Raw genomic sequence first — 20,356 nt, 5'->3', positions numbered from 1 at the left:
TTTTCGCTTCAACCTTAACCAAGACGACTAAAAAAGTCGGGAGGAAAGATGGAAACTGTAGTTGGTTTGACCGCGATCGCCGTTGCTCTGCTGATTGGCCTGGGCGCTCTGGGTACCGCCATTGGCTTCGGTCTGCTGGGTGGCAAGTTCCTCGAAGGCGCCGCTCGTCAGCCGGAAATGGTTCCGATGCTGCAAGTCAAGATGTTCATCGTCGCCGGTCTGCTCGACGCCGTGACCATGATCGGTGTTGGTATCGCCCTGTTCTTCACTTTCGCTAACCCCTTCGTTGGTCAGATCGCCGGCTGATCACCCTCACGGGTGTAGGCAGGACTGATGGACAACGAACGAGCGAGGTGTTGGCGTGAACATTAATGCAACCCTGATAGGCCAGTCCGTTGCCTTCTTCATCTTCGTGCTCTTCTGCATGAAGTACGTGTGGCCGCCGATCATCTCGGCGCTGCGTGAGCGTGAGAAGAAGATTGCCGATGGCCTTGACGCTGCCAACCGCGCGGCTCGTGATCTGGAAATGGCACAGCAGCAAGCCAACCAGAAAGTGAACGAAGCCAAGGGTCAGGCAGCCGAGATCATCGAGCAAGCCAACAAGCGTGCCGCTCAGATCGTCGAGGACGCACAGGCCAAGGCCCGTGCCGAAGGCGACCGGATCAAGGCGCAGGCTCAGGCGGAAATCGAGCAGGAAATCAACACCGCGAAGGACGCTCTGCGTGCTCGCGTCGGCGTGCTGGCCGTGGCCGGCGCCGAGAAGATCCTCGGATCGACCGTTGATGCCAATGCTCATGCCCAGTTGGTCGACCGACTGGCAGCGGAAATCTAAGCGAGGCCACCAATGGCAGAACTGAACACGCTGGCCCGGCCCTATGCCAAGGCGGCTTTCGAGTTCGCACAGTCCCAGCAGCAGCTGACCCAATGGTCGGCCGCGCTAGGGCTGCTCGCCGCGGTATCCCAAGATGGGACCGTGCGCCAGCTGCTTCAGCAGCCGCAGTTGACTGCGGACGCCAAGGCCGGATTGCTCATCGATGTATGTGGCGATCAGCTGGATGCACAGTCCCAGAACTTCGTTCGGACCGTGGCAGAAAACAACCGGATCGACCTGTTCCCGGCCATCGCCGAGATCTACGAGGCGTATAAGGCCGAGCAGGAAAAATCCATCGAGGCGGAAGTCACCAGTGCTTTCGCCCTGAGCGACGAACAGCAAGACAAACTCGCCAAGGCTCTCAGCGCAAGGCTAGGTCGACAAGTGCGACTAAATGCATCCGAGGATGCGAGCCTGATCGGTGGTGTGGTAATCCGCGCCGGCGACTTGGTAATCGATGGCTCCGTTCGCGGCAAGCTCGCGCAACTGGCCGAAGCGTTGAAACCTTGAGTTTGAAGGGGCAGTAGCATGCAGCAACTCAATCCTTCCGAAATTAGTGAAATCATCAAGGGTCGCATCGACAAGCTCGACGTGACCTCGCAAGCCCGCAACGAAGGCACCATCGTCAGCGTGTCTGACGGTATCGTGCGGATCTTCGGTCTGGCCGACGTCATGTACGGCGAAATGATCGAATTCCCCGGCGGCATCTACGGCATGGCGCTGAACCTGGAGCAGGACTCCGTCGGCGCCGTGGTCCTGGGTAGCTACCTGGGTCTGGCCGAAGGCATGAGCGCCAAGTGCACCGGTCGCATCCTGGAAGTCCCGGTTGGTCCGGAACTGCTGGGTCGCGTCGTCGATGCCCTGGGCAACCCCATCGATGGCAAGGGTCCGCTGAACGCCAGCGCCACCGACGCCGTCGAGAAGGTCGCACCGGGCGTGATCTGGCGTCAGTCGGTCGACCAGCCGGTGCAGACCGGCTACAAGGCTGTCGATGCCATGATCCCGGTTGGCCGCGGTCAGCGTGAGCTGATCATCGGTGACCGTCAGATCGGCAAGACCGCCATGGCGATCGATGCCATCATCAACCAGAAGAACAGCGGCATCCGCTGCGTCTACGTCGCCATTGGTCAGAAGCAGTCGACCATCGCCAACGTGGTGCGCAAGCTGGAAGAGAACGGCGCTCTGCACAACACCATCGTGGTGGCAGCCAGTGCGTCCGAATCGGCTGCCCTGCAGTTCCTGGCGCCCTACTCGGGTTGCACCATGGGCGAATACTTCCGCGACCGCGGTGAAGACGCCCTGATCGTCTATGACGATCTGTCCAAGCAGGCCGTGGCCTATCGCCAGATCTCCCTGCTGCTGCGTCGTCCGCCGGGCCGTGAAGCCTATCCCGGCGATGTGTTCTATCTCCACAGCCGTCTGCTCGAGCGCGCTTCCCGCGTCTCCGCCGATTACGTCGAGAAGTTCACCAACGGCGCCGTGACCGGCAAGACCGGCTCGCTGACCGCGTTGCCGATCATCGAGACCCAGGCCGGCGACGTGTCCGCCTTCGTTCCGACCAACGTGATCTCCATCACCGACGGCCAGATCTTCCTGGAAGCCGGCCTGTTCAACTCGGGCATCCGCCCGGCGGTCAACGCCGGTGTCTCGGTATCCCGTGTGGGTGGTGCGGCCCAGACCAAGATCATCAAGAAGCTGTCCGGCGGTATCCGTACCGCGCTGGCCCAGTACCGTGAACTGGCGGCCTTCGCCCAGTTCGCCTCGGACCTGGACGAAGCCACCCGCAAGCAGCTCGAGCATGGTCAGCGCGTCACCGAGCTGATGAAGCAGAAGCAGTACGCGCCCATGTCCATCGCCGAGATGTCCCTGAGCCTGTACGCCGCCGAGCGTGGTTTCCTGAGCGATGTGTCCCTGGACAAGATCGGTAGCTTCGAGCAGGCCCTGATCGCCTACTTCAACCGCGATCACGCCGACCTGATGGCCAAGATCAACGTGAAGGGCGACTTCAACGACGAGATCGACGCCGGCATCAAGGCGGGAATCGAGAAGTTCAAGGCCACGCAAACCTGGTAAGCCGCGACGGGGGCGCCAGCCCCCGTTTGCCAACCCGATAGGTGTCACATGGCAGGCGCAAAAGAGATTCGCGGCAAGATCGCGAGCATCAAAAGCACACAGAAGATCACCAGCGCCATGGAAAAGGTTGCGGTCAGCAAGATGCGTAAGGCTCAGGCCCGCATGGCTGCCAGCAAGCCTTATGCCGAGCGCATCCGTGCTGTGATCGGCCACCTGGCCAACGCCAACCCCGAGTACCGCCATGCCTTCATGGTGGAACGCGAGGTCAAGCGCGTCGGCTACATCGTGGTCAGCTCCGATCGGGGTCTGGCCGGTGGTCTGAATACCAACCTGTTCAAGGCTCTGGTTCGCGACATGAGCGACCAGCGCGGCAAGGGCGTGGAGATCGATCTCGCGGTGATCGGGGCCAAGGGTGCCTCCTTCTTCCGCAGCTTCGGCGGCAACGTGGTCGCGGCCATCAGCCACCTCGGCGAAGCCCCGGCGATCGGCGATCTGATCGGCAGCATCAAGGTGATGCTGGATGCCTACCTGAACGGCCGTATCGACCGTCTGTACGTGGTGTCCAACGTCTTCGTCAACACCATGACCCAGAAGCCGACCATCCAGCAGCTGGTGCCGCTGGTGCCGGGCGAGGGCGGTGAGCTGCAAGGCAAGCATTGGGACTACCTCTACGAGCCCGACGCCAAGACCCTGCTCGACGGTCTGCTGGTGCGCTACGTGGAATCCCAGGTGTACCAGGCCGTGGTCGAGAACGCTGCCAGCGAACAGGCCGCGCGGATGATCGCGATGAAGAACGCCACCGACAACGCCGGCGATCTCATCAAGGAGCTGCAGCTGGTCTACAACAAGGCTCGCCAGGCTGCGATCACCCAAGAAATTTCGGAAATCGTCGGCGGCGCCGCCGCGGTCTGACGGACAGCTTAAACATTCGAGGAACGCGAAATGAGTAGCGGACGTATCGTACAAATCATCGGCGCCGTGATCGACGTGGAATTCCCGCGCGACGCGGTACCGCGCGTCTTTGACGCCCTCAAGGTGCAGGGTGCCGAAACCACCCTGGAAGTCCAGCAGCAGCTGGGCGACGGCGTGGTCCGTACCATCGCCATGGGTAGCACCGAAGGCCTCAAGCGCGGCCTGAACGTGGGCAACACCGGCGAGGCCATCAAGGTCCCGGTCGGCGTCAAGACCCTCGGCCGCATCATGGACGTGCTGGGCAACCCCATCGACGAAGCCGGCCCCATCGGCGAGGAAGAGCGCTGGGAAATCCACCGCAAGGCCCCGTCCTATGCGGAGCAGGCCGGTGGTAACGACCTGCTGGAAACCGGCATCAAGGTCATCGACCTGGTCTGCCCCTTCGCCAAGGGCGGCAAGGTCGGCCTGTTCGGCGGCGCCGGCGTGGGCAAGACCGTCAACATGATGGAGCTCATCCGTAACATCGCCATCGAGCACAGCGGTTATTCCGTGTTCGCCGGCGTGGGCGAGCGTACCCGTGAAGGGAACGACTTCTACCACGAGATGAAGGACTCCAACGTTCTGGACAAGGTCGCCCTGGTCTATGGCCAGATGAACGAGCCGCCGGGCAACCGTCTGCGCGTGGCCCTGACCGGTCTGACCATGGCCGAGAAATTCCGTGACGAAGGCCGTGACGTCCTGCTGTTCGTCGACAACATCTACCGCTACACCCTGGCCGGCACCGAAGTGTCCGCGCTGCTGGGTCGTATGCCGTCCGCGGTGGGCTATCAGCCGACCCTGGCCGAGGAGATGGGTGTCCTGCAGGAGCGCATCACCTCCACCAAGCTGGGTTCGATCACCTCCGTCCAGGCCGTTTACGTCCCTGCGGATGACTTGACCGACCCGTCCCCGGCGACCACCTTCGCCCACCTGGACGCCACCGTGGTTCTGTCCCGTGACATCGCCTCCCTGGGTATCTACCCGGCGGTCGATCCCCTGGACTCCACCTCGCGCCAGCTGGACCCGAACGTGATCGGCCAGGAGCACTACGACACCGCCCGCGGCGTCCAGTACGTGCTGCAGCGCTACAAGGAGCTGAAGGACATCATCGCGATCCTGGGCATGGACGAACTGTCCGAGTCCGACAAGCAGCTGGTATCCCGTGCTCGTAAGATCCAGCGCTTCCTGTCCCAGCCGTTCTTCGTGGCCGAGGTCTTTACCGGTTCGCCCGGCAAGTACGTGTCCCTCAAGGACACCATCGCCGGCTTCTCCGGGATCCTGCGTGGCGACTACGATCACCTGCCCGAGCAGGCGTTCTACATGGTCGGCGGCATCGACGAAGCCATCGAGAAAGCCAAGAAACTGTAACTGCCGCGCCCGGCGACGGGCGCTCTTAGAGGCACGCTATGGCCAAGACAGTCCAATGCGACATCGTCAGCGCGGAAGGGGAAATCTTCTCCGGCGCGGTGGAGATGATCATCGCCCACGGCCACCTGGGTGATCTGGGTATCGCCCCGGGCCATGCGCCGCTGCTTACCGATCTGAAACCGGGCCCCATTCGCCTGGTCAAGGCCGGGGGCGCCGAGGAGGTGTTCTACATCTCCGGCGGTTTCCTGGAAGTGCAGCCGAATGTCGTCGAAGTGCTGGCCGATACCGCCAGCCGCGCCGGTGACATCGACGAAGCTGCCGCTCTGGAAGCCAAGCAGCGCGCCGAGGCAGCCCTGAGCGACAAGGGCACGGAGTTCGACTACACCGCTGCCGCCACTCAGCTCGCCGAAGCCGCCGCCCAGCTGCGCACCATCCAGCAGCTCAAGCGGCAGGCCAAGCGCTAAGCGCAAGGTCAGGCTGTAACGACAAGGGTAGCTTCGGCTACCCTTTTCTTTTGTCGCCCGAAAAGTGGGCGAGAAATTTCGCGTGGTCGGCGCTCGTCGGGCCCTGTTGCCTTCGGTCGCCGGCCCGTCTCTTCTTCCTGTCTCCGAGGTTCCGATGTCCCTGGAAATCGTCATCCTGGCTGCTGGCCAGGGCACCCGCATGAGATCCGCTCTACCCAAGGTGCTGCATCCCGTGGCCGGTCGCAGCATGCTGGGGCATGTCCTCGACCGCGCCCGTGAACTGCAGCCGGCCGGCATCCACGTCGTCATCGGTCATGGCGCCGACCAGGTCCGTGGTCAGCTGGCCGCCGACGACGTGAGCTTCGTGGTCCAGGCCGAGCAGCTCGGCACCGGCCATGCCGTGGCCCAGGCGACACCGGCGCTGACGGCGGAGCGGGTGCTGATCCTCTATGGCGATGTCCCCCTGATCCAGACCGAGACCCTGCAGCGCCTGCTGCAGCAGGTGGATGACGGTCACCTGGCGCTGCTGACCGTGGAGCTGGACGATCCCACCGGCTATGGCCGCATCCTGCGCGATGACCAGGGGCAGGTAACCGCCATCGTCGAGCACAAGGACGCCAGCGACGCCCAGCGCGCCATTCGCGAAGGCAATACCGGTATCCTCGCAGTACCCGGTCGGCGACTGGCGGACTGGCTGGGCCGCCTGTCCAACAGCAATGCCCAGGGCGAGTACTACCTGACCGACGTCATCGCCCTCGCGGTAGCGGACGGCCTGACCATCGCCACCAGCCAGCCGGCGGATGCCATGGAAGTGCAGGGTGCCAACGATCGCCGACAACTGGCCCAGCTGGAGCGGCACTTCCAGCAGCGCGCTGCCGAGCGCCTGATGCTGCAGGGCGTGACCCTGCTGGACCCCCTGCGCTTCGATCAGCGTGGGCAGGTCGAAGCCGGCCGCGACGTCTCCATCGACGTCAACGTTATCCTCGAAGGTCGGGTAGTGCTGGAAGATGGCGTGAGCATCGGTCCGAATTGCGTGATCAAGGACAGCGTCCTCAAGCGCGGCGCCATTATCAAGGCCAACAGTCATCTGGATGGTGCCGTGGTAGGGGAGGGCGCCGACGTCGGTCCGTTCGCCCGTCTGCGCCCCGGCAGCGAACTGGGCAGCAAGGCCCATGTGGGCAACTTCGTCGAGCTGAAGAACGCTCATCTGCAGGATGGCGCCAAGGCTGGTCATCTCACCTACCTGGGTGATGCCAGCATCGGTCCAGGCAGCAACATAGGCGCGGGCACCATCACCTGCAACTACGATGGTGCCAACAAGTTTCGAACCGAAATCGGCGCGGATGTCTTCGTGGGTTCCAACAGTTCGCTGGTGGCTCCGGTCAATCTTGGCGCGGGCGCGACCACCGCGGCAGGCTCAGTCATCACGGCAGATGTGCCCGCTGATGCTCTGGCCCTGGGTCGGGCCCGGCAGGTCAACAAGACCGGCTGGCAGCGACCGAAGAAAGCCCCCAAGGCTTGACGACTGGCCGCTATTAGGTTTTGATTCGATCCATTATCTTTCGAATCGAAATTTATGACTCGTCGTAATACCGCACAGCGTCGCCATGCCATCCTCGCCCAGCTCCAGGAGCAGGGCGAGGTCAGCGTGGACGGGTTGGCCCGTCAGCTGGAGACCTCTGAGGTCACCATCCGCAAGGACCTGGCCGCCCTTGAACGCAACGGCCTGCTCTTGCGTCGCTACGGCGGCGCGGTGGCCATGCCCCAGGAGCTGCTGGCCGAGGCACCGCCCCAGGCATCGCCCTTCAAGCAGGCCATCGCCCGGGCCGCGGCCCAGCGCCTGCGCGAACATGCGCGGATCATCATCGACTGCGGCAGCACCACGGCAGCGCTGATTCCTCAGCTTGATCGCCGCCCCGGGCTGGTGGTCATGACTAATTCCCTGCAAGTGGCCACGGCGCTGCGCGAGCTGGAACAGGAGCCCATGCTGCTGATGACCGGTGGCACCTGGGATCCGCATTCGGAATCCTTCCAGGGCCAGGTCGCCGAGCAGGTGCTCAGATCCTACGACTTCGACCAGCTGTTCATCGGCGCCGACGGCCTCGATCCGGAGCGCGGCACCACGACCTTCAACGAGCATCTGTCGCTGTCTCGGGTGATGGCGGAGGTAGCACGCGAGGTGGTGGTCATGGCCGAAGCGAGCAAGCTGGGCAGGCGAATTCCCAATCTGGAACTACCTTGGGAAAGGGTGGACGTGCTCATCACCGATGAGCGCCTGCCCGCCGAGGCAGCCCGGGCGATCGAAACCCGTGGGGTGCAGGTGGTCTGCGCCCCTGTGGAAAACTAGACAATCAGGTCATCCACAACCGCCCCAGTCGGGTCGCTGTGGATAAGACAGGCAACGGGAGGTAAGCATGTGTGGAATTGTCGGCGCCATTGCCGAGCGTAATATCACCGCCATTCTGGTCGAGGGGCTCAAGCGCCTGGAATACCGTGGCTATGACAGCGCCGGTCTGGCGCTGCTAGACGCCCAGGGCGAGTTGCAGCGCCTGCGCCGCATTGGCAAGGTCAGCGAGCTGGAGGCGGCGTTGCTGGCCGACCCCCTGGCCGGTCGCCTGGGCATCGCCCACACCCGCTGGGCGACCCATGGTGCGCCCACCGAAGCCAATGCCCACCCGCACTTCTCCCAGGGTGACGTGGCAGTGGTGCACAACGGCATCATCGAGAACCACGAAGCCCTGCGCGCCCAGCTTAAGGCTCAGGGCTACGTCTTCACCTCCCAGACCGATACCGAGGTCATCGTCCACCTGCTGCACCTCAAGCTTCAGGACAGCGGCGACCTGACCACGGCGCTCAAGGCAGCGGTCAAGGAACTGCATGGGGCCTATGGTCTGGCGGCGGTCTGGCGGCAGCAGCCGGATCGCCTGGTGGCGACTCGCAGCGGCAGCCCCCTGGTGATCGGCCTGGGTCTGGGCGAGAACTACCTGGCTTCCGACCAGCTGGCGCTGCGCCAGGTGACCGATCGCTTCGTCTACCTGGAGGAGGGCGACGTGGCCGAGATCCGCCTGGATCAGGTCCACCTCTGGGACGTGAACGGCGAGCCGGTCCAACGCGAGACGGTGCAGTACCACGAAGGCAGCGAGGCCGCCGACAAGGGCGCCTATCGTCACTTCATGCTCAAGGAGATCCACGAGCAGCCTAGCGTGGTCCAGCGCACCCTGGAAGGGCGCCTGGGTGATGGGCAGGTACTGCCCGAGGCCTTTGGTCCCTCGGCGTCCGCGTTGTTCGCCAAGGTCCGTCAGGTACAGATCGTCGCCTGCGGCACCAGCTTCCATGCCGGTTCGGTCGCGCGCTACTGGATCGAGGAATACGTGGGCATTCCCTGCCAGGTCGAGGTGGCCAGCGAATTCCGCTACCGCCGCGTCGCCGTCAGCCCGGATACCCTGTTCGTTACCATCTCCCAGTCCGGCGAGACCGCCGATACCCTGGCTGCGCTGCGCATGGCCAAGCAATCCGGCTATCTGAGCAGCCTGGCGATCTGCAACGTGGCGACCAGCTCCCTGGTGCGCGAATCCCAGCTGAGCTTTCTGACCCAGGCCGGGCCGGAGATCGGCGTGGCCTCGACCAAGGCCTTCACCACCCAGCTGGTCTCCCTGCTGTTGCTGACCTTGAGTCTGGGACGCTGCCAGCAACGCCTGGATGTCGGTGTCGAAGCCGAGCTGGTGGCCGAGCTGCGGCGGCTGCCGGCGCGCCTGGACGAAGCCCTGGCCATGGACAAGACCGTCGAGAAGCTGGCGGAATCCTTTGCCGAGAAGCACCACACCCTGTTCCTGGGGCGGGGCGAGCAGTATCCCGTGGCGATGGAAGGCGCACTTAAGCTCAAGGAGATCTCCTACATCCACGCTGAGGCCTATCCGGCCGGCGAACTCAAGCACGGTCCCCTGGCGCTGGTGGATGCCGACATGCCGGTGGTGACGGTGGCGCCCAACAACGAGCTGCTGGAAAAGCTCAAGTCCAACCTGCAGGAAGTGCGCGCCCGTGGCGGTCAGCTGATCGTCTTCGCCGACGAGCGTGCTGCTTTCGAGGAAGGCGAAGGCACCCGTATCGTACCGATGCCGCACATCCACGATGCCCTGTCGCCCATCCTCTACACCATCCCGCTGCAGCTGCTGTCCTACCATGTGGCCGTATTCAAGGGCACCGACGTGGACCAGCCGCGCAACCTGGCCAAATCGGTGACCGTGGAATAAGCGGTTCCACGTGGAACCTCAGGGCACGTGCCAGCTGCCCTGATTCTGCTGGCGACAGGCGACGGCCAGAAAGCGGCCGTCGCCGGGCTCGCCGTAATAGTGGATGTCTTGCCGATAGGGCACACCCGGACTGCGGGCGCCCTGGCAGATGCCGATCTCGCCGACCGGGCAGCGATCGACGAAGCGGACCTCGGTCTGCTGCTCCTTGAGCTGCGGCTGGCAGAAGCCGTCACGAAACAGCTGGGCGGGGATATCGATATTGCTCTGGCAGATCTGCACGTCCACACTGCCCTGACGACTGCGGATCACGCAGGCATCGGCGAGTGCCAGTGACGGCAACAGCAGCAGCGGGATCAGCGATCGCCACATTCCAGCCCATCTCCTCGATCAAATCGCCACTCTAGCATTCGACCTCCCGCCATGCGCCTCGCCGATATCAAGACCCATGTGATCGCCGGTCCTCTGGGGGCCGGCAAGACCACCCTGATCCGCCAGTTGTTCGCCCAGCGACACGTCACCGAGCGCTGGGCGATCCTGGTCAACGAGTTCGGCCAGGTCGGACTCGATGCGGCGCTGATGACCCCGGACGACAAGGGCCTGAGTATTGCCGAGGTCCCCGGTGGTTGCCTGTGCTGCGTCCAGGGCGTACCCCTGCAGGTGGCCCTCACGCGGCTGTTGCGGCGCGCTCGGCCACAGCGGCTGTTCATCGAGCCCTCCGGTCTCGGCCATCCCGCCAGCCTCTATCGGCAACTCCAGGCCTCGCCCTGGGCCGGGGTGCTGAGCCTGCAACCCCTGGTCTGGGTAGCGGATGCCCGGCAGGTGCTGCAACGCCAGCCCCTGCCGGATGCCCAGCAACAGGCACTGGAGCAGGCCGGGCTGGTCGTGCTCAACAAGAGCGCCGGCCTGGACCGGACAACCCTGCCTGTGCAATTCGGCGACCGGCCGCTGTACTGGACCGAAGGCGGACAGATCCCCTTAACCGAACTACCCCTGGCAAGTACCCAGGCATCGGCTGGCGGCGAACTGCCCGAGCCTGGCGCCGCCACCAGTCCACAGGCATTGCTGCTGCCGGGACGTCCGCTGCGCTTCAGTCATGCCCAGGAGGGACACCAGGCCGTCGGTTGGCGCTGGCACTCCAGCTACAGCTTCGATGGGCCGGCGCTGCTGGCCCTGCTGGGTGATCTTCCTGGCTTGCTCAGGCTGAAGGCGGTCCTGCAGCTGGCGGACGGCTGGCAGGCCTACAACGGTCTCGCCAGAGAAGGCCGCTGGGAACCGACGCTATGGCGACGTGACAACCGGCTGGAGCTGATCTTGAAGGAGAGGCCGGATCTAGAGGCTCTCGAAAAGGCGCTGCGCAGGACCATTCGCGACATTTGAGGTTGCCAAATTCGTTCAGTTAATGATAATGATTATTAAATTTACTTCCTCTGCGTATTGCTCCCATGGCTCCGACGTCGCTTGCCAAGCCTGAACCCCTCGTAATTGCCGCGCGTTCCGACGGTGACGAGGTGGAATCCGTCCAGGGATCCGTCAGGGCGGCCCTGACCGGTGACGTGGAGCCGGTGGCAGGGGTCAATGCGGAGCGAAGCGAGCCTTCGGCCACCATCCTGTCGTTCCGCATGCCCGAGCGTAACGAAGAGATCCTGACACCGGTACTGACCCCGGTCGGTGCGGCCGAGCCGGGCGAGCAGCCACCGCGTGGCCGCGGCTGGGGCGCCGCCTCGGCGCTGTCGCTGATCATGCATGCGAGCATGGCAGCGGCCCTGTTCATGGTGGTCCAGGCGCCGCCGGAGTTGAAGATCGCCAAGGGTGACGAACCCATGCAGGTCAGCTTCATCCAGTTGCCCAAGCCGGTTCCTGAATCCCCGGCGCCGACCCCGGCACCGCCCGCGCCGCCGCCACCACAACCCGAACCGCCGCCCCCGGAGCCTCCCAAGCCCGTGGAACCGCCGAAGCCCGTGGAACCGCCCAAGCCGGTGGTGGAGAAGCCCAAACCCAAGCCGAAGCCCAAGCCGGTCGAGCACAGCCAGCAGAAACCGCTGCCGAAAAAGGTCGAGCCCGCACCGGAGCCCGTCGCCCAGGCCGCGCCGTCACCGGCCCCCGCGCCGGCGGCCACCGCCGCACCCAGTCAGCCGGCACCGGCCGCGGCGCCGTCGGGCCCGCCAAAGACCGCGGGCCTGCCTACCGGCAGCATCGACGATGCCGATATCCGACCGGTCAAGATGACACCGCCGGAATATCCGGAAATGCTCCGTCGGCGCGGTGTGGGTGGCGAGGTGCGGGTGATGTTCACCGTGACCGCCGACGGTCGACTGGCCGACATCCAGGTGCTGGAAGCCTCCAACAAGCAACTGGAGCGCGCCGTGCTCGAGGTGCTGGGCGAATGGCGCTTCGCCCCGCGGGTCTCCGGTGGTCAGATCGTGCCGCGCAAGGCAACCAAGACCTTCAACTTCAAGATCCAGCGTCGCTAGATCGTCAGGCGACGAAGTCGGGCGTGAAGGGGCCGGCGGCCACCCCGGCGAGCAGATAGCTGGCGATGGCGGCAGCCGCAGGCGGGTGGCCAGGGTGCCGAAGGCGAACGCCAGGACCAGGCCAATCGCCAGGGTGGATATCCGAGGGGTGTCATGGGACATCCTGGAGCCGCTGCCGTCGAACGATGGCGACCTAACCGGCAAAACTCAAAAGGTTTCCTTGAGCGCCTGATAGCGCTCTTGAAGTTCCCGGCGGATCTGCCGGCGCTGCTGGGCCTGCACGCAGCGTCGCTTCTCGTCCGTCGTCGCCGGTTCGAGTTGGGGAACCGGGCAGGATTTGCCGTCTTCGTCCACGGCGACCATGGTGAAGAAACAGCTGTTGGTATGGCGTACCGAGCGTTGCTGGATGTTCTCGGTGATGACCTTGATGCCGATCTCCATGGAGGTGGTCCCGGTGTAGTTCACCGAGGCCAGAAAGGTCACCAACTCACCGACGTGGATAGGTTCGCGAAAGATCACCTGGTCCACCGATAGCGTGACCACGTAGCGCCCGGCATAGCGGCTGGCGCAGGCATAGGCCACTTCGTCGAGGTACTTGAGTAACGCGCCCCCGTGGACCTTGCCAGAAAAGTTGGCCAGGTCCGGGGTCATCAGGATGGTCATGCTCAACTGGTGGTTGCCGGCTTCCATGGGCGAATCCTCGAGGGGAAATCCTGTAGACGGCGCAGCGGCGCCGTCTGTCACAGCCATCAACGGCCGGCGGAGAGACCGAAGTCGATGGGCAGGTCGGCGCCGGAAATGGCTGCCGCCTGGGGCTGACAGAGGAAATAGACGAACTCGGCGACCTCTTCCGGCTGGATGAAACGCGCGGTTTCGCCCTGGGGATAGCGATTGAGCAGGTTGCGACGATAGCCCGCCGGATCGCCGCTGCCGTAGTGGGCAGCCTGGAAGTCCAGCATGGGCGTGTCGATGTCGCCTGGCGAGACGGCGTTGACCCGCACGCCGTCGCGCGCCAGTTCCACCGCCAGATTCTGGCTGAAGAAGCGCACCGCCGCCTTGGCGGCACCATAGGCCGCCGCACCGGCGATGGGCTGACGCCCGGCTCCGCTGGCGACATTGATGATGACGCCGCGATTTTCCTTGAGGAAGGGGATGGCCGCCGAGCACATGAAGAAGGTGGCCTTGAGATTGACCGCCATCACCAGGTCGTAGTCGTCCTCGGTAAAGGTCTCCACCTCGCCTTCGCGCCAGATGCCCGCGGCATTGATCAGGGCATCCAGGCGCCCGGTACGGGCCATGACCTTGCTGACCAGAGAGCGGCAGCCTTCGGCGCTGGAAATATCGGCGGTCACGCTGGAATCCAGGCCGACGATGCCGTTCAGCCCATGCAGGCCCTCGGCATCGCGGTCGGCGGCGGCGACGCGCCAGCGACTCTGGGCGAAGCGTTGCGCTAGGGCACGGCCGAGGCCGCCCGCAGCGCCGGTGATCAGGACGACGGGAGTGCTCATGACGCTTCCTCCGGAGTGATGGCCTTATCCAGACCCGTGTCAGGCAGGGTCGTTCAGTACCGGCCCGGTCAGCCTTCCAGCCAGACGTCGCGGGCCCAGATCCAGACCGAATCCCAGGATTCGTCGGTCAGGTCGCCGTCTTCCCACAACAGTACCTCGCCTTCCTGGCTGACGCAGTAGTAGCCGTCGTCGCTGGCGCAGAGGGGAATGTACTCGCGCGGCAGACCTTCGTCCCAGGCGGTGGCTGCCACTTCCGGCAGATAGGTATGGGACTGCGGATCGGTGACGGTCACCGGCTCGATACGGCCATAGACCACGTCGCTGACGGTCAGCAGGAATTCACGGAATTCCGGCGGCAGACTGATGAGCAGTTCTTCCTCGATCTCGACCAGCAGGTCTTCGTCGGGCAACTCCAGGGGTACGGGAACGGGTTCGTTTTCTTCACGCAGGCGTTCGATGACGTCTTCCATAGCAGGCCTCTCTCGAAATGCGCACCGGATAAAGGGAAAAGAGGCGCGCAAGGTTAGCAGTTCAGTCCGGGATAACGGCAGCTTCCGTGCGGACTTGATAGCGGTTTCGAGAGATGTTCGGCAGGCGGCGCCCATGAAAAAGCCCGGCGTAGAGCCGGGCTTTTTCATGGGCGCCGTTATCAGGCGTTCTGGCGGATACCGGCCAGCAGCCAGGGCTGGTTCTCGCCCGCCATGCGCTCCATGCGCCAGCTTTCGCTGAACGGCTGGCCCTGGTCGAAGCGCGATTCCTTGGACACACCGTTGAAGGTGATGGTGGCGATGGTCTTGCCTTGCAGATCCTCGACACCGTCCAGGGTAGCGTTCAGGTTCTCGATGTAGGTGGACTGGAAGCCTTCGCCCAGCGCAGCGCGCTCGTCACGCAGCCACTGCAGCATCTGCGGGGTGACGAACTCGGAGATCTTGTCCATCTCGTTGGCGTCCCAGTGCTGCTGCAGGCTCATGAAGTGATCACGACCGGCCGCCACGAAGCGCTCGGCATTGAACCAGCTCGGTGCATTGATCACCGGCGCAGCACCGGCAGCGGCACCCCCGAACAGACCGCCATTGCTGGGCTGGTTGGGCATCTCGCGCTGCATGGGCGCATGACCGGCCACGGCGGGCTGCGGACCGGCCTGCTGCTTGCGGCGGGCGATCAGGCGGAAGATCACGAAGGCGATGAGGGCCAGGATCAGGAAGTCGAAGAACTGGAAGCCTTCGAAGCCGTCACCCATGAACATGGAGGCCAGCAGACCACCGGCGGCGATACCGGCCAGCGGGCCGAGCCAGCGCGAGGCGCCACTGGGACGGGCAGCGGCGGCGGCGCCAGCACCGGCGGCAGGAGCGGCCATGCCCGGCTGCTGGGTCGGCGCGGCCTGGCGGGTCTGGTGGATGGGTGCGGCGCCAGCGGACTTGCCGGCGCCCATGCGTTTGGCATTGGCATCCAGGCTGAGCGTGAGGCCCAGGCACAGGATCATGAAGATGCTCATCAGGCGTTGCATGTGGTGTTCTCTCTGTGAAGAGTCTGGTGTTGGATACATCTTGCGCTGCCCGGTCAAGTACAGCCAGCGTGAATTGTTTCGGTATTTTGCCCTGTCGGCGTTCCCTGGAAGCAGGGCACCAAGTGCTTGCAACCGTTAAAAATTTCCAAGCACATCAATCTATTACAGATTTTTGCAAAATCCGTCACAAGAGTTTGCAGATGCTAGTCTGGGTCTCCAGTCAGCGCAGGTGTCGGGAGAGTGCCCGGCCCGTCAGAGGAGGGCCCGGCCGATGCATGCTCTAGCTTTTATCCAGGACATGGCCGTCATCATGCTGGTGGCCGGCGTGGTAACCATCCTCTTCCACCGCCTCAAGCAGCCCGTGGTCCTGGGCTATATCCTCGCCGGCTTCATCATCGGACCCCACACCCCGCCATTCGGTCTGATCCACGACGAAGAAAGCATCAAGACGCTCGCCGAGGTGGGGGTCATCTTCCTGATGTTCAGCCTTGGTCTGGAATTCTCGCTGCGCAAGCTGTTCCGGGTGGGCGCCACGGCCTTCATCGCCGCTTTCCTCGAGATCAGCCTGATGCTCTGGCTGGGTTACCAGGTAGGGCAGATGTTCGGCTGGTCGCACATGGATTCGCTGTTCCTCGGCGCCATCCTGGCCATTTCCTCGACCACCATCATCGTCAAGGCGCTCAACGAGCTGAAGATGAAGCACGAGCGCTTCGCCCAGCAGATCTTTGGCGTGCTGATCGTCGAGGACATCCTCGGCATCGGCATCATCGCCCTGTTGTCGGGCCTGGCGGTGAGCGGCTCGGTGGAGCCAGGCGCGGTGGCCTCGACCCTCGGCAAGCTGAGTCTGTTCATGATCGTGGCGCTGGTCATCGGCATCCTGCTGGTGCCGCGCCTGCTGGCCTACGTGGCCACCTTCGAAAGCAACGAGATGCTGCTGATCACAGTGCTGGGACTGTGCTTCGGCTTCTGCCTGCTGGTGGCCAAGCTGGAGTACAGCGTGGTGCTGGGTGCCTTCCTGATCGGCGCCATCATGGCCGAGTCGCGCCAGCTGCTGCAGATCGAAAAGCTGGTGGAGCCGCTGCGCGACATGTTCAGCGCCATCTTCTTCGTCGCCATCGGCCTGCTGCTCGATCCCAAGGTGCTGGTGGAATACGCCTGGCCGATCACCGTGATCAGCGTCGCCGTGGTCCTGGGCAAGATCCTCGCCTGCAGCCTGGGGACCCTGATCGCCGGCAACGACGGCCGGACTTCGCTGCGAGTCGGCATGGGGCTGGCCCAGATCGGCGAGTTCTCCTTCATCATCGCCACCCTGGGGATCACCCTGGGCGTCACCAGCCATTTCCTCTATCCGGTGGCGGTGGCCGTGTCGGCGGTCACCACGCTGCTTACCCCCTATCTGATCAGGGCCGCCGATCCGCTGGCGCTGTGGATCGGCCGCTGGCTGCCGCAGCCCCTGCAGCGAGTGCTGGGCATCTATGGCGAATGGCTGCGCAGCATCCAGCCCCAGGGCGAGAAGGCGATCCTGGCCGGCATGATGAGACGCATCCTGCTGCAGGTCGGCATCAACCTGTCGCTGGTCATTGCCATCTTTCTCGGCGGGGCCTATTTCGCCGGCGGCCTGGCGGGCTGGCTCAGCACCTGGATCGCCGATCCCGATCTGCAGAAGGCCTGCATCTGGGGCGGGGCGCTGCTGTTGTCGCTGCCCTGCCTGATCGCCGCCTATCGCAAGCTCAAGGCCCTGGCCATGCTGATGGCCGAACTCAGCGTCAGGCAGAACCAGGCCGGGCGCTATACGCAGCCGGTGCGGCGGCTGGTCAGCGAGTTGATTCCGCTGCTGTCGCTGGCCGGCATCCTGGTGTTGCTGGCTATCCTGAGCAGTAGCATCCTGCCACGCGGCGAGCTGTTGCTGCTGATCGGCCTGGTCGCGGTGGTGGTGATCGCGGTGCTGTGGCGCTGGTTCATCCGCGTCCATTCGCGGCTGCAGATCGCCTTCATCGAGACCCTGGAACAGGACAAGGGCGGACACCATTAGGCCGCTTTTGCGGAATCCAGCCATTGCCGGCTGGGGATCGACGCGGCAGAATCGCTCTAAGTCGCCCGTTTGAATGAACGGGACGATGGCAAGGGAATGCGCAATGCAGGAAATCGGCTTGGCCGCTTTCTGCCGTCCGGCAATCTCCCACCGGCGGTCAGGCCCTTTTCCTGCGCCCCTTCAAGGTCGCCAGGCGAGCAGCAGCACGCCCCCGCCGATGGCGGCGATGCCGCACCACTGGCGCAGGTCCAAGCGCTCACCCAGCAGCGCCACGCCAAAGATCGCCACCAGCACCACGCTTAGCTTGTCCACTGGCGCCACCAGCGACGCTGGGCCCAGCTTGAGCGCCCGGTAGTAGCACAGCCAGGACAGGCCGGTGGCCACACCCGAGAGGACCAGGAACAGATAGCTGCGCCCGGCGATGCTGGCCAGGGGTTGCGCCTGCCCGGTGGCCAGGACGATGGCCGCCAGGACCACCACGACTACCAGGGTGCGCAGCAGGGTGGCGAAATCGGCGTTGACGTGTTCCACGCCCAGCTTGCCGAAGATGGCGGTCAGAGCGGCGAAGGCCGCCGCCAGGAGCGCCCAGAACAGCCAGGAGGTGGTCATCGCTAGAGGGGTTCGAGCTTGGCGTAGCTCACCATCAGCCACTTGCTGCCTTCGGACTTGAAGTTGACCTGCACCCGAGCATGGGCGCCGGAGCCCTCGTAGTTGAGGATGACGCCATCGCCGAACAGGGCATGACGCACCGGTTGACCGAGGCTGAAGGTGGTTTCCGGCACCGGTGCCTGGGCGAAGAGGTTGGGACGACTGCCGGCAAAGGGCTGCTTGACCGCATTGGACAGGCGCACCTCCTGGATCAGGCCATCCGGTACCTCGCGGACGAAGCGCGAAACCTTGTTGTAGGTCTCGCTGCCGTAGAGACGGCGGGTCTCCGCATAGCTCATCACCAGGCGGCGCATGGCGCGGGTGACACCCACATAGGCCAGGCGACGTTCCTCTTCCAGACGGCCGGGTTCCTCCAGGCTCATCTTGTGCGGAAACAGCCCTTCTTCCATGCCGGCGAGGAACACCAGGGGGAATTCCAGGCCCTTGGCGCTGTGCAGGGTCATCAGCTGGACGCTGTCTTCGTGGCTGTCGGCCTGGGTGTCCCCGGATTCCAGGGCGGCGTGGTCGAGGAAGGCCGCCAGGGGCGTCATCTCCTCGTCGCCACTGAAGTCGAAGGAGCGCGCGGCGCTGACCAGTTCTTCCAGGTTTTCCACCCGCGCCTGGCCTTTCTCGCCCTTTTCTTCCTTGTGGAAGGTGACCAGGCCGGTCTGCTCGATGATCTGTTGCACGAGATTGTGCAGGGACAGGTCCTCGGCCTTGAGTGCCAGGGTGTCGACCAGCTCGACGAAGACGTTGAGCGCCGAGGCGGCGCGACCCGACACCGCGCGGGCGCCGACCAGGTCGTGCAGCGCCTGCCACAGCGAGGTGTTCTGGGCCCGCGCGGCGCTGCGCAGCGCCTCCACGGTCTTCTCGCCGATGCCCCGCGGCGGCACGTTAATCACCCGCTCCAGGGCGGCGTCGTCGTGGCGATGCTGGATCAGTCGCAGGTAGGCCATGGCGTTCTTGATCTCGGCGCGCTCGAAGAATCTCAGGCCGCCATAGATGCGATAGGGGATCTTTTCGCGCAGCAGCGCCTCTTCCAGCACCCGCGACTGGGCGTTGGAGCGGTAGAGGATGGCCATCTCGCTGCGCCGGCTGCCCTTCTTGAACTCGCTCTCGATGGTTTCGACGATGTAGCGGGCTTCGTCGTGCTCGTTGAAGCCGGCATAGAGGGTGATGGCCTCGCCTTCGCCGGTGTCGGTCCACAGCTCCTTGCCGAGACGGCCGAAGTTGTGGGCGATCAGGCCGTTGGCGGCCTTGAGAATGGTATCGGTGGAGCGGTAGTTCTGCTCCAGGCGGATGATCTCGGCCGAGAAGTCCTCGTTGAACTGCTGGATGTTCTCGATCTTGGCGCCGCGCCAGCCATAGATGGACTGGTCGTCGTCGCCCACCACCATGAGGCTGGCGCCGTTCTGGGCGAGGTGCTTGAGCCAGGCGTACTGGACGGCGTTGGTGTCCTGGAATTCGTCGACCAGGAGATGCTGGAAGCGCCGCTGGTAATGCTCCAGCAGGCTGGGATTGTTGCGCCAGAGATCCAGGGCGCGCAGCAGCAGCTCGGAGAAGTCGATCACTCCAGCACGGGCGCAGGCGGCCTCGTAGGCTTCGTAGATGCTGCGCATGGTGCTGAGGAAGAGGTCGCCAGCGGCCTGGATATGCTGCGGCCGCAGGCCTTCGTCCTTCTGGCCGTTGATGAACCACTGTGCCTGGCGGGCCGGCCAGCGCTGCTCGTCGAGGCCCAGCTCGCGGATCACCCGCTTGACGATGCGCTGCTGGTCGTCGCTGTCGAGGATCTGGAAATTCTGCGACAGCCCCGCTTCCTGCCAGTGGGCCCGCAGCAGGCGATGAGCCAGGCCGTGGAAGGTGCCGACCCACATGCCCTGGGGGCTCATGCCGAGCAATTGCTCGATGCGGTGGCGCATCTCGGCGGCGGCCTTGTTGGTGAAGGTCACCGAGAGGATGGAGTGCGGCGAGGCGTGCTCGACCTGGATCAGCCAGGCGATGCGGTGCACCAGCACCCGGGTCTTGCCCGAGCCGGCACCGGCCAGCACCAGTTGGCGACCCAGGGGCGCGGCCACGGCCTGACGCTGGGCATCGTTGAGGGAATTGAGCAGCAGGGAGATGTCGTCATTCATCGCCGCATTCTACCGATGCGGTAGAAGGAGCGCCAAACCAGACGGATGGGAGGCGAGGCGGGTGGCGCGGGGCAGCCTAAC

General features: G+C 64.4%; 20 protein-coding genes. 13 read left to right on the top strand and 7 right to left on the bottom strand.

Going from position 1 to position 20,356, the window contains the following annotated elements:
- The first annotated feature begins 48 nt into the window (after positions 1 to 48).
- The 10 genes from atpE (at position 49) to glmS (ending at position 9,977) form a co-directional block, all read left to right on the top strand.
- The gene (gene atpE, locus PVZ77_RS02250; protein WP_003097235.1) at positions 49 to 306 is read left to right on the top strand and encodes a F0F1 ATP synthase subunit C; all 258 of its coding nucleotides are present in this window, start codon (positions 49 to 51) and stop codon (positions 304 to 306) included.
- A gap of 55 nt (positions 307 to 361) precedes the next feature.
- Positions 362 to 832: a F0F1 ATP synthase subunit B gene (locus tag PVZ77_RS02245; RefSeq protein WP_184289321.1), complete on the top strand. Its 471-nt coding sequence runs from the start codon at positions 362 to 364 to the stop codon at positions 830 to 832.
- Positions 833 to 844: 12 nt separating this feature from the next.
- Positions 845 to 1,381: a F0F1 ATP synthase subunit delta gene (locus PVZ77_RS02240; protein ID WP_007160121.1), complete on the top strand. Its 537-nt coding sequence runs from the start codon at positions 845 to 847 to the stop codon at positions 1,379 to 1,381.
- Positions 1,382 to 1,399: 18 nt separating this feature from the next.
- Entirely contained in the window at positions 1,400 to 2,944 is a 1,545-nt protein-coding gene (gene atpA, locus PVZ77_RS02235; protein ID WP_017641467.1) for a F0F1 ATP synthase subunit alpha, read from the top strand.
- 48 nt (positions 2,945 to 2,992) lie between these two features.
- Complete coding sequence (atpG, locus tag PVZ77_RS02230) at positions 2,993 to 3,856, top strand: F0F1 ATP synthase subunit gamma (protein WP_273805523.1); 864 nt, start codon at positions 2,993 to 2,995, stop codon at positions 3,854 to 3,856.
- 30 nt (positions 3,857 to 3,886) lie between these two features.
- On the top strand, positions 3,887 to 5,263 hold the full coding sequence (gene atpD, locus PVZ77_RS02225) for a F0F1 ATP synthase subunit beta (protein WP_017641466.1): 1,377 nt from the start codon (positions 3,887 to 3,889) through the stop codon (positions 5,261 to 5,263).
- 38 nt (positions 5,264 to 5,301) lie between these two features.
- Positions 5,302 to 5,727: a F0F1 ATP synthase subunit epsilon gene (locus PVZ77_RS02220; protein WP_007160117.1), complete on the top strand. Its 426-nt coding sequence runs from the start codon at positions 5,302 to 5,304 to the stop codon at positions 5,725 to 5,727.
- A gap of 154 nt (positions 5,728 to 5,881) precedes the next feature.
- Positions 5,882 to 7,249: a bifunctional UDP-N-acetylglucosamine diphosphorylase/glucosamine-1-phosphate N-acetyltransferase GlmU gene (gene glmU, locus PVZ77_RS02215; RefSeq protein WP_273805524.1), complete on the top strand. Its 1,368-nt coding sequence runs from the start codon at positions 5,882 to 5,884 to the stop codon at positions 7,247 to 7,249.
- A 54-nt stretch (positions 7,250 to 7,303) separates the two neighbouring features.
- A complete protein-coding gene (locus tag PVZ77_RS02210; RefSeq protein ID WP_273805525.1) occupies positions 7,304 to 8,074 on the top strand; it encodes a DeoR/GlpR family DNA-binding transcription regulator in 771 nt (256 codons plus the stop codon).
- A gap of 67 nt (positions 8,075 to 8,141) precedes the next feature.
- A complete protein-coding gene (gene glmS, locus PVZ77_RS02205) occupies positions 8,142 to 9,977 on the top strand; it encodes a glutamine--fructose-6-phosphate transaminase (isomerizing) (RefSeq protein ID WP_273805526.1) in 1,836 nt (611 codons plus the stop codon).
- Between the two features lie 18 nt (positions 9,978 to 9,995).
- On the opposite strand, the gene PVZ77_RS02200 is transcribed toward glmS, so the two are convergent.
- Positions 9,996 to 10,346, bottom strand: coding sequence for an NADH:ubiquinone oxidoreductase (locus tag PVZ77_RS02200; protein ID WP_273805527.1), 351 nt, complete (start codon positions 10,344 to 10,346; stop codon positions 9,996 to 9,998).
- A 51-nt stretch (positions 10,347 to 10,397) separates the two neighbouring features.
- On the opposite strand from PVZ77_RS02200, the gene PVZ77_RS02195 reads away from it, so the two are divergent.
- Together PVZ77_RS02195 and PVZ77_RS02190 are read left to right on the top strand one after the other, a co-directional pair.
- Complete coding sequence (locus tag PVZ77_RS02195) at positions 10,398 to 11,354, top strand: CobW family GTP-binding protein (protein ID WP_273805528.1); 957 nt, start codon at positions 10,398 to 10,400, stop codon at positions 11,352 to 11,354.
- Between the two features lie 131 nt (positions 11,355 to 11,485).
- On the top strand, positions 11,486 to 12,448 hold the full coding sequence (locus tag PVZ77_RS02190) for an energy transducer TonB (protein WP_273848527.1): 963 nt from the start codon (positions 11,486 to 11,488) through the stop codon (positions 12,446 to 12,448).
- A 207-nt stretch (positions 12,449 to 12,655) separates the two neighbouring features.
- Here the strand turns inward: PVZ77_RS02190 and PVZ77_RS02185 are convergent, their stop codons facing one another.
- The 4 genes from PVZ77_RS02185 to PVZ77_RS02170 all read right to left on the bottom strand — a co-directional run bounded on the left by PVZ77_RS02185 (position 12,656) and on the right by PVZ77_RS02170 (position 15,463).
- A complete protein-coding gene (locus PVZ77_RS02185) occupies positions 12,656 to 13,138 on the bottom strand; it encodes an acyl-CoA thioesterase (RefSeq protein ID WP_133860207.1) in 483 nt (160 codons plus the stop codon).
- Between the two features lie 59 nt (positions 13,139 to 13,197).
- The gene (locus PVZ77_RS02180; protein WP_027598710.1) at positions 13,198 to 13,956 is read right to left on the bottom strand and encodes an SDR family NAD(P)-dependent oxidoreductase; all 759 of its coding nucleotides are present in this window, start codon (positions 13,954 to 13,956) and stop codon (positions 13,198 to 13,200) included.
- 68 nt (positions 13,957 to 14,024) lie between these two features.
- Positions 14,025 to 14,426: an SMI1/KNR4 family protein gene (locus tag PVZ77_RS02175; protein WP_133860206.1), complete on the bottom strand. Its 402-nt coding sequence runs from the start codon at positions 14,424 to 14,426 to the stop codon at positions 14,025 to 14,027.
- 179 nt (positions 14,427 to 14,605) lie between these two features.
- Positions 14,606 to 15,463, bottom strand: coding sequence for a Tim44 domain-containing protein (locus PVZ77_RS02170; protein WP_263258561.1), 858 nt, complete (start codon positions 15,461 to 15,463; stop codon positions 14,606 to 14,608).
- A gap of 271 nt (positions 15,464 to 15,734) precedes the next feature.
- Here PVZ77_RS02170 and PVZ77_RS02165 point away from each other — a divergent pair, with 271 nt between their 5' ends.
- Positions 15,735 to 17,495: a cation:proton antiporter gene (locus PVZ77_RS02165; RefSeq protein WP_273805530.1), complete on the top strand. Its 1,761-nt coding sequence runs from the start codon at positions 15,735 to 15,737 to the stop codon at positions 17,493 to 17,495.
- Positions 17,496 to 17,675: 180 nt separating this feature from the next.
- On the opposite strand, the gene PVZ77_RS02160 is transcribed toward PVZ77_RS02165, so the two are convergent.
- Together PVZ77_RS02160 and uvrD are read right to left on the bottom strand one after the other, a co-directional pair.
- Positions 17,676 to 18,104 (bottom strand): EamA family transporter, encoded by a 429-nt coding sequence (locus PVZ77_RS02160; RefSeq protein ID WP_273805531.1) that lies wholly within the window; start codon positions 18,102 to 18,104, stop codon positions 17,676 to 17,678.
- Positions 18,105 to 18,106: 2 nt separating this feature from the next.
- Positions 18,107 to 20,275: a DNA helicase II gene (uvrD, locus tag PVZ77_RS02155; RefSeq protein WP_273805532.1), complete on the bottom strand. Its 2,169-nt coding sequence runs from the start codon at positions 20,273 to 20,275 to the stop codon at positions 18,107 to 18,109.
- Between the last annotated feature and the right edge of the window lie 81 nt (positions 20,276 to 20,356).

This window comes from Pseudomonas sp. SHLD1, assembly GCF_028640935.1.
Taxonomy (GTDB): domain Bacteria; phylum Pseudomonadota; class Gammaproteobacteria; order Pseudomonadales; family Pseudomonadaceae; genus Chryseomonas; species Chryseomonas aestiva.
The sequence above is the reverse complement of the archived record's forward strand: the minus strand, read 5'-3'. Positions and strand labels throughout refer to the sequence as shown.

Bases quoted from the DNA above. Each gene is read 5' to 3' on its own strand.
- atpE (WP_003097235.1), top strand. From the start codon at position 49: ATGGAAACTGTAGTTGGTTTGACCGCGATCGCCGTTGCTCTGCTGATT.
- PVZ77_RS02240 (WP_007160121.1), top strand. From the start codon at position 845: ATGGCAGAACTGAACACGCTGGCCCGGCCCTATGCCAAGGCGGCTTTC.
- atpA (WP_017641467.1), top strand. From the start codon at position 1,400: ATGCAGCAACTCAATCCTTCCGAAATTAGTGAAATCATCAAGGGTCGC.
- atpG (WP_273805523.1), top strand. From the start codon at position 2,993: ATGGCAGGCGCAAAAGAGATTCGCGGCAAGATCGCGAGCATCAAAAGC.
- atpD (WP_017641466.1), top strand. From the start codon at position 3,887: ATGAGTAGCGGACGTATCGTACAAATCATCGGCGCCGTGATCGACGTG.
- PVZ77_RS02220 (WP_007160117.1), top strand. From the start codon at position 5,302: ATGGCCAAGACAGTCCAATGCGACATCGTCAGCGCGGAAGGGGAAATC.
- glmU (WP_273805524.1), top strand. From the start codon at position 5,882: ATGTCCCTGGAAATCGTCATCCTGGCTGCTGGCCAGGGCACCCGCATG.
- PVZ77_RS02210 (WP_273805525.1), top strand. From the start codon at position 7,304: ATGACTCGTCGTAATACCGCACAGCGTCGCCATGCCATCCTCGCCCAG.
- glmS (WP_273805526.1), top strand. From the start codon at position 8,142: ATGTGTGGAATTGTCGGCGCCATTGCCGAGCGTAATATCACCGCCATT.
- PVZ77_RS02200 (WP_273805527.1), bottom strand. From the start codon at position 10,346: ATGTGGCGATCGCTGATCCCGCTGCTGCTGTTGCCGTCACTGGCACTC.
- PVZ77_RS02195 (WP_273805528.1), top strand. From the start codon at position 10,398: ATGCGCCTCGCCGATATCAAGACCCATGTGATCGCCGGTCCTCTGGGG.
- PVZ77_RS02185 (WP_133860207.1), bottom strand. From the start codon at position 13,138: ATGGAAGCCGGCAACCACCAGTTGAGCATGACCATCCTGATGACCCCG.
- PVZ77_RS02180 (WP_027598710.1), bottom strand. From the start codon at position 13,956: ATGAGCACTCCCGTCGTCCTGATCACCGGCGCTGCGGGCGGCCTCGGC.
- PVZ77_RS02175 (WP_133860206.1), bottom strand. From the start codon at position 14,426: ATGGAAGACGTCATCGAACGCCTGCGTGAAGAAAACGAACCCGTTCCC.
- PVZ77_RS02170 (WP_263258561.1), bottom strand. From the start codon at position 15,463: ATGCAACGCCTGATGAGCATCTTCATGATCCTGTGCCTGGGCCTCACG.
- PVZ77_RS02165 (WP_273805530.1), top strand. From the start codon at position 15,735: ATGCATGCTCTAGCTTTTATCCAGGACATGGCCGTCATCATGCTGGTG.
- PVZ77_RS02160 (WP_273805531.1), bottom strand. From the start codon at position 18,104: ATGACCACCTCCTGGCTGTTCTGGGCGCTCCTGGCGGCGGCCTTCGCC.
- uvrD (WP_273805532.1), bottom strand. From the start codon at position 20,275: ATGAATGACGACATCTCCCTGCTGCTCAATTCCCTCAACGATGCCCAG.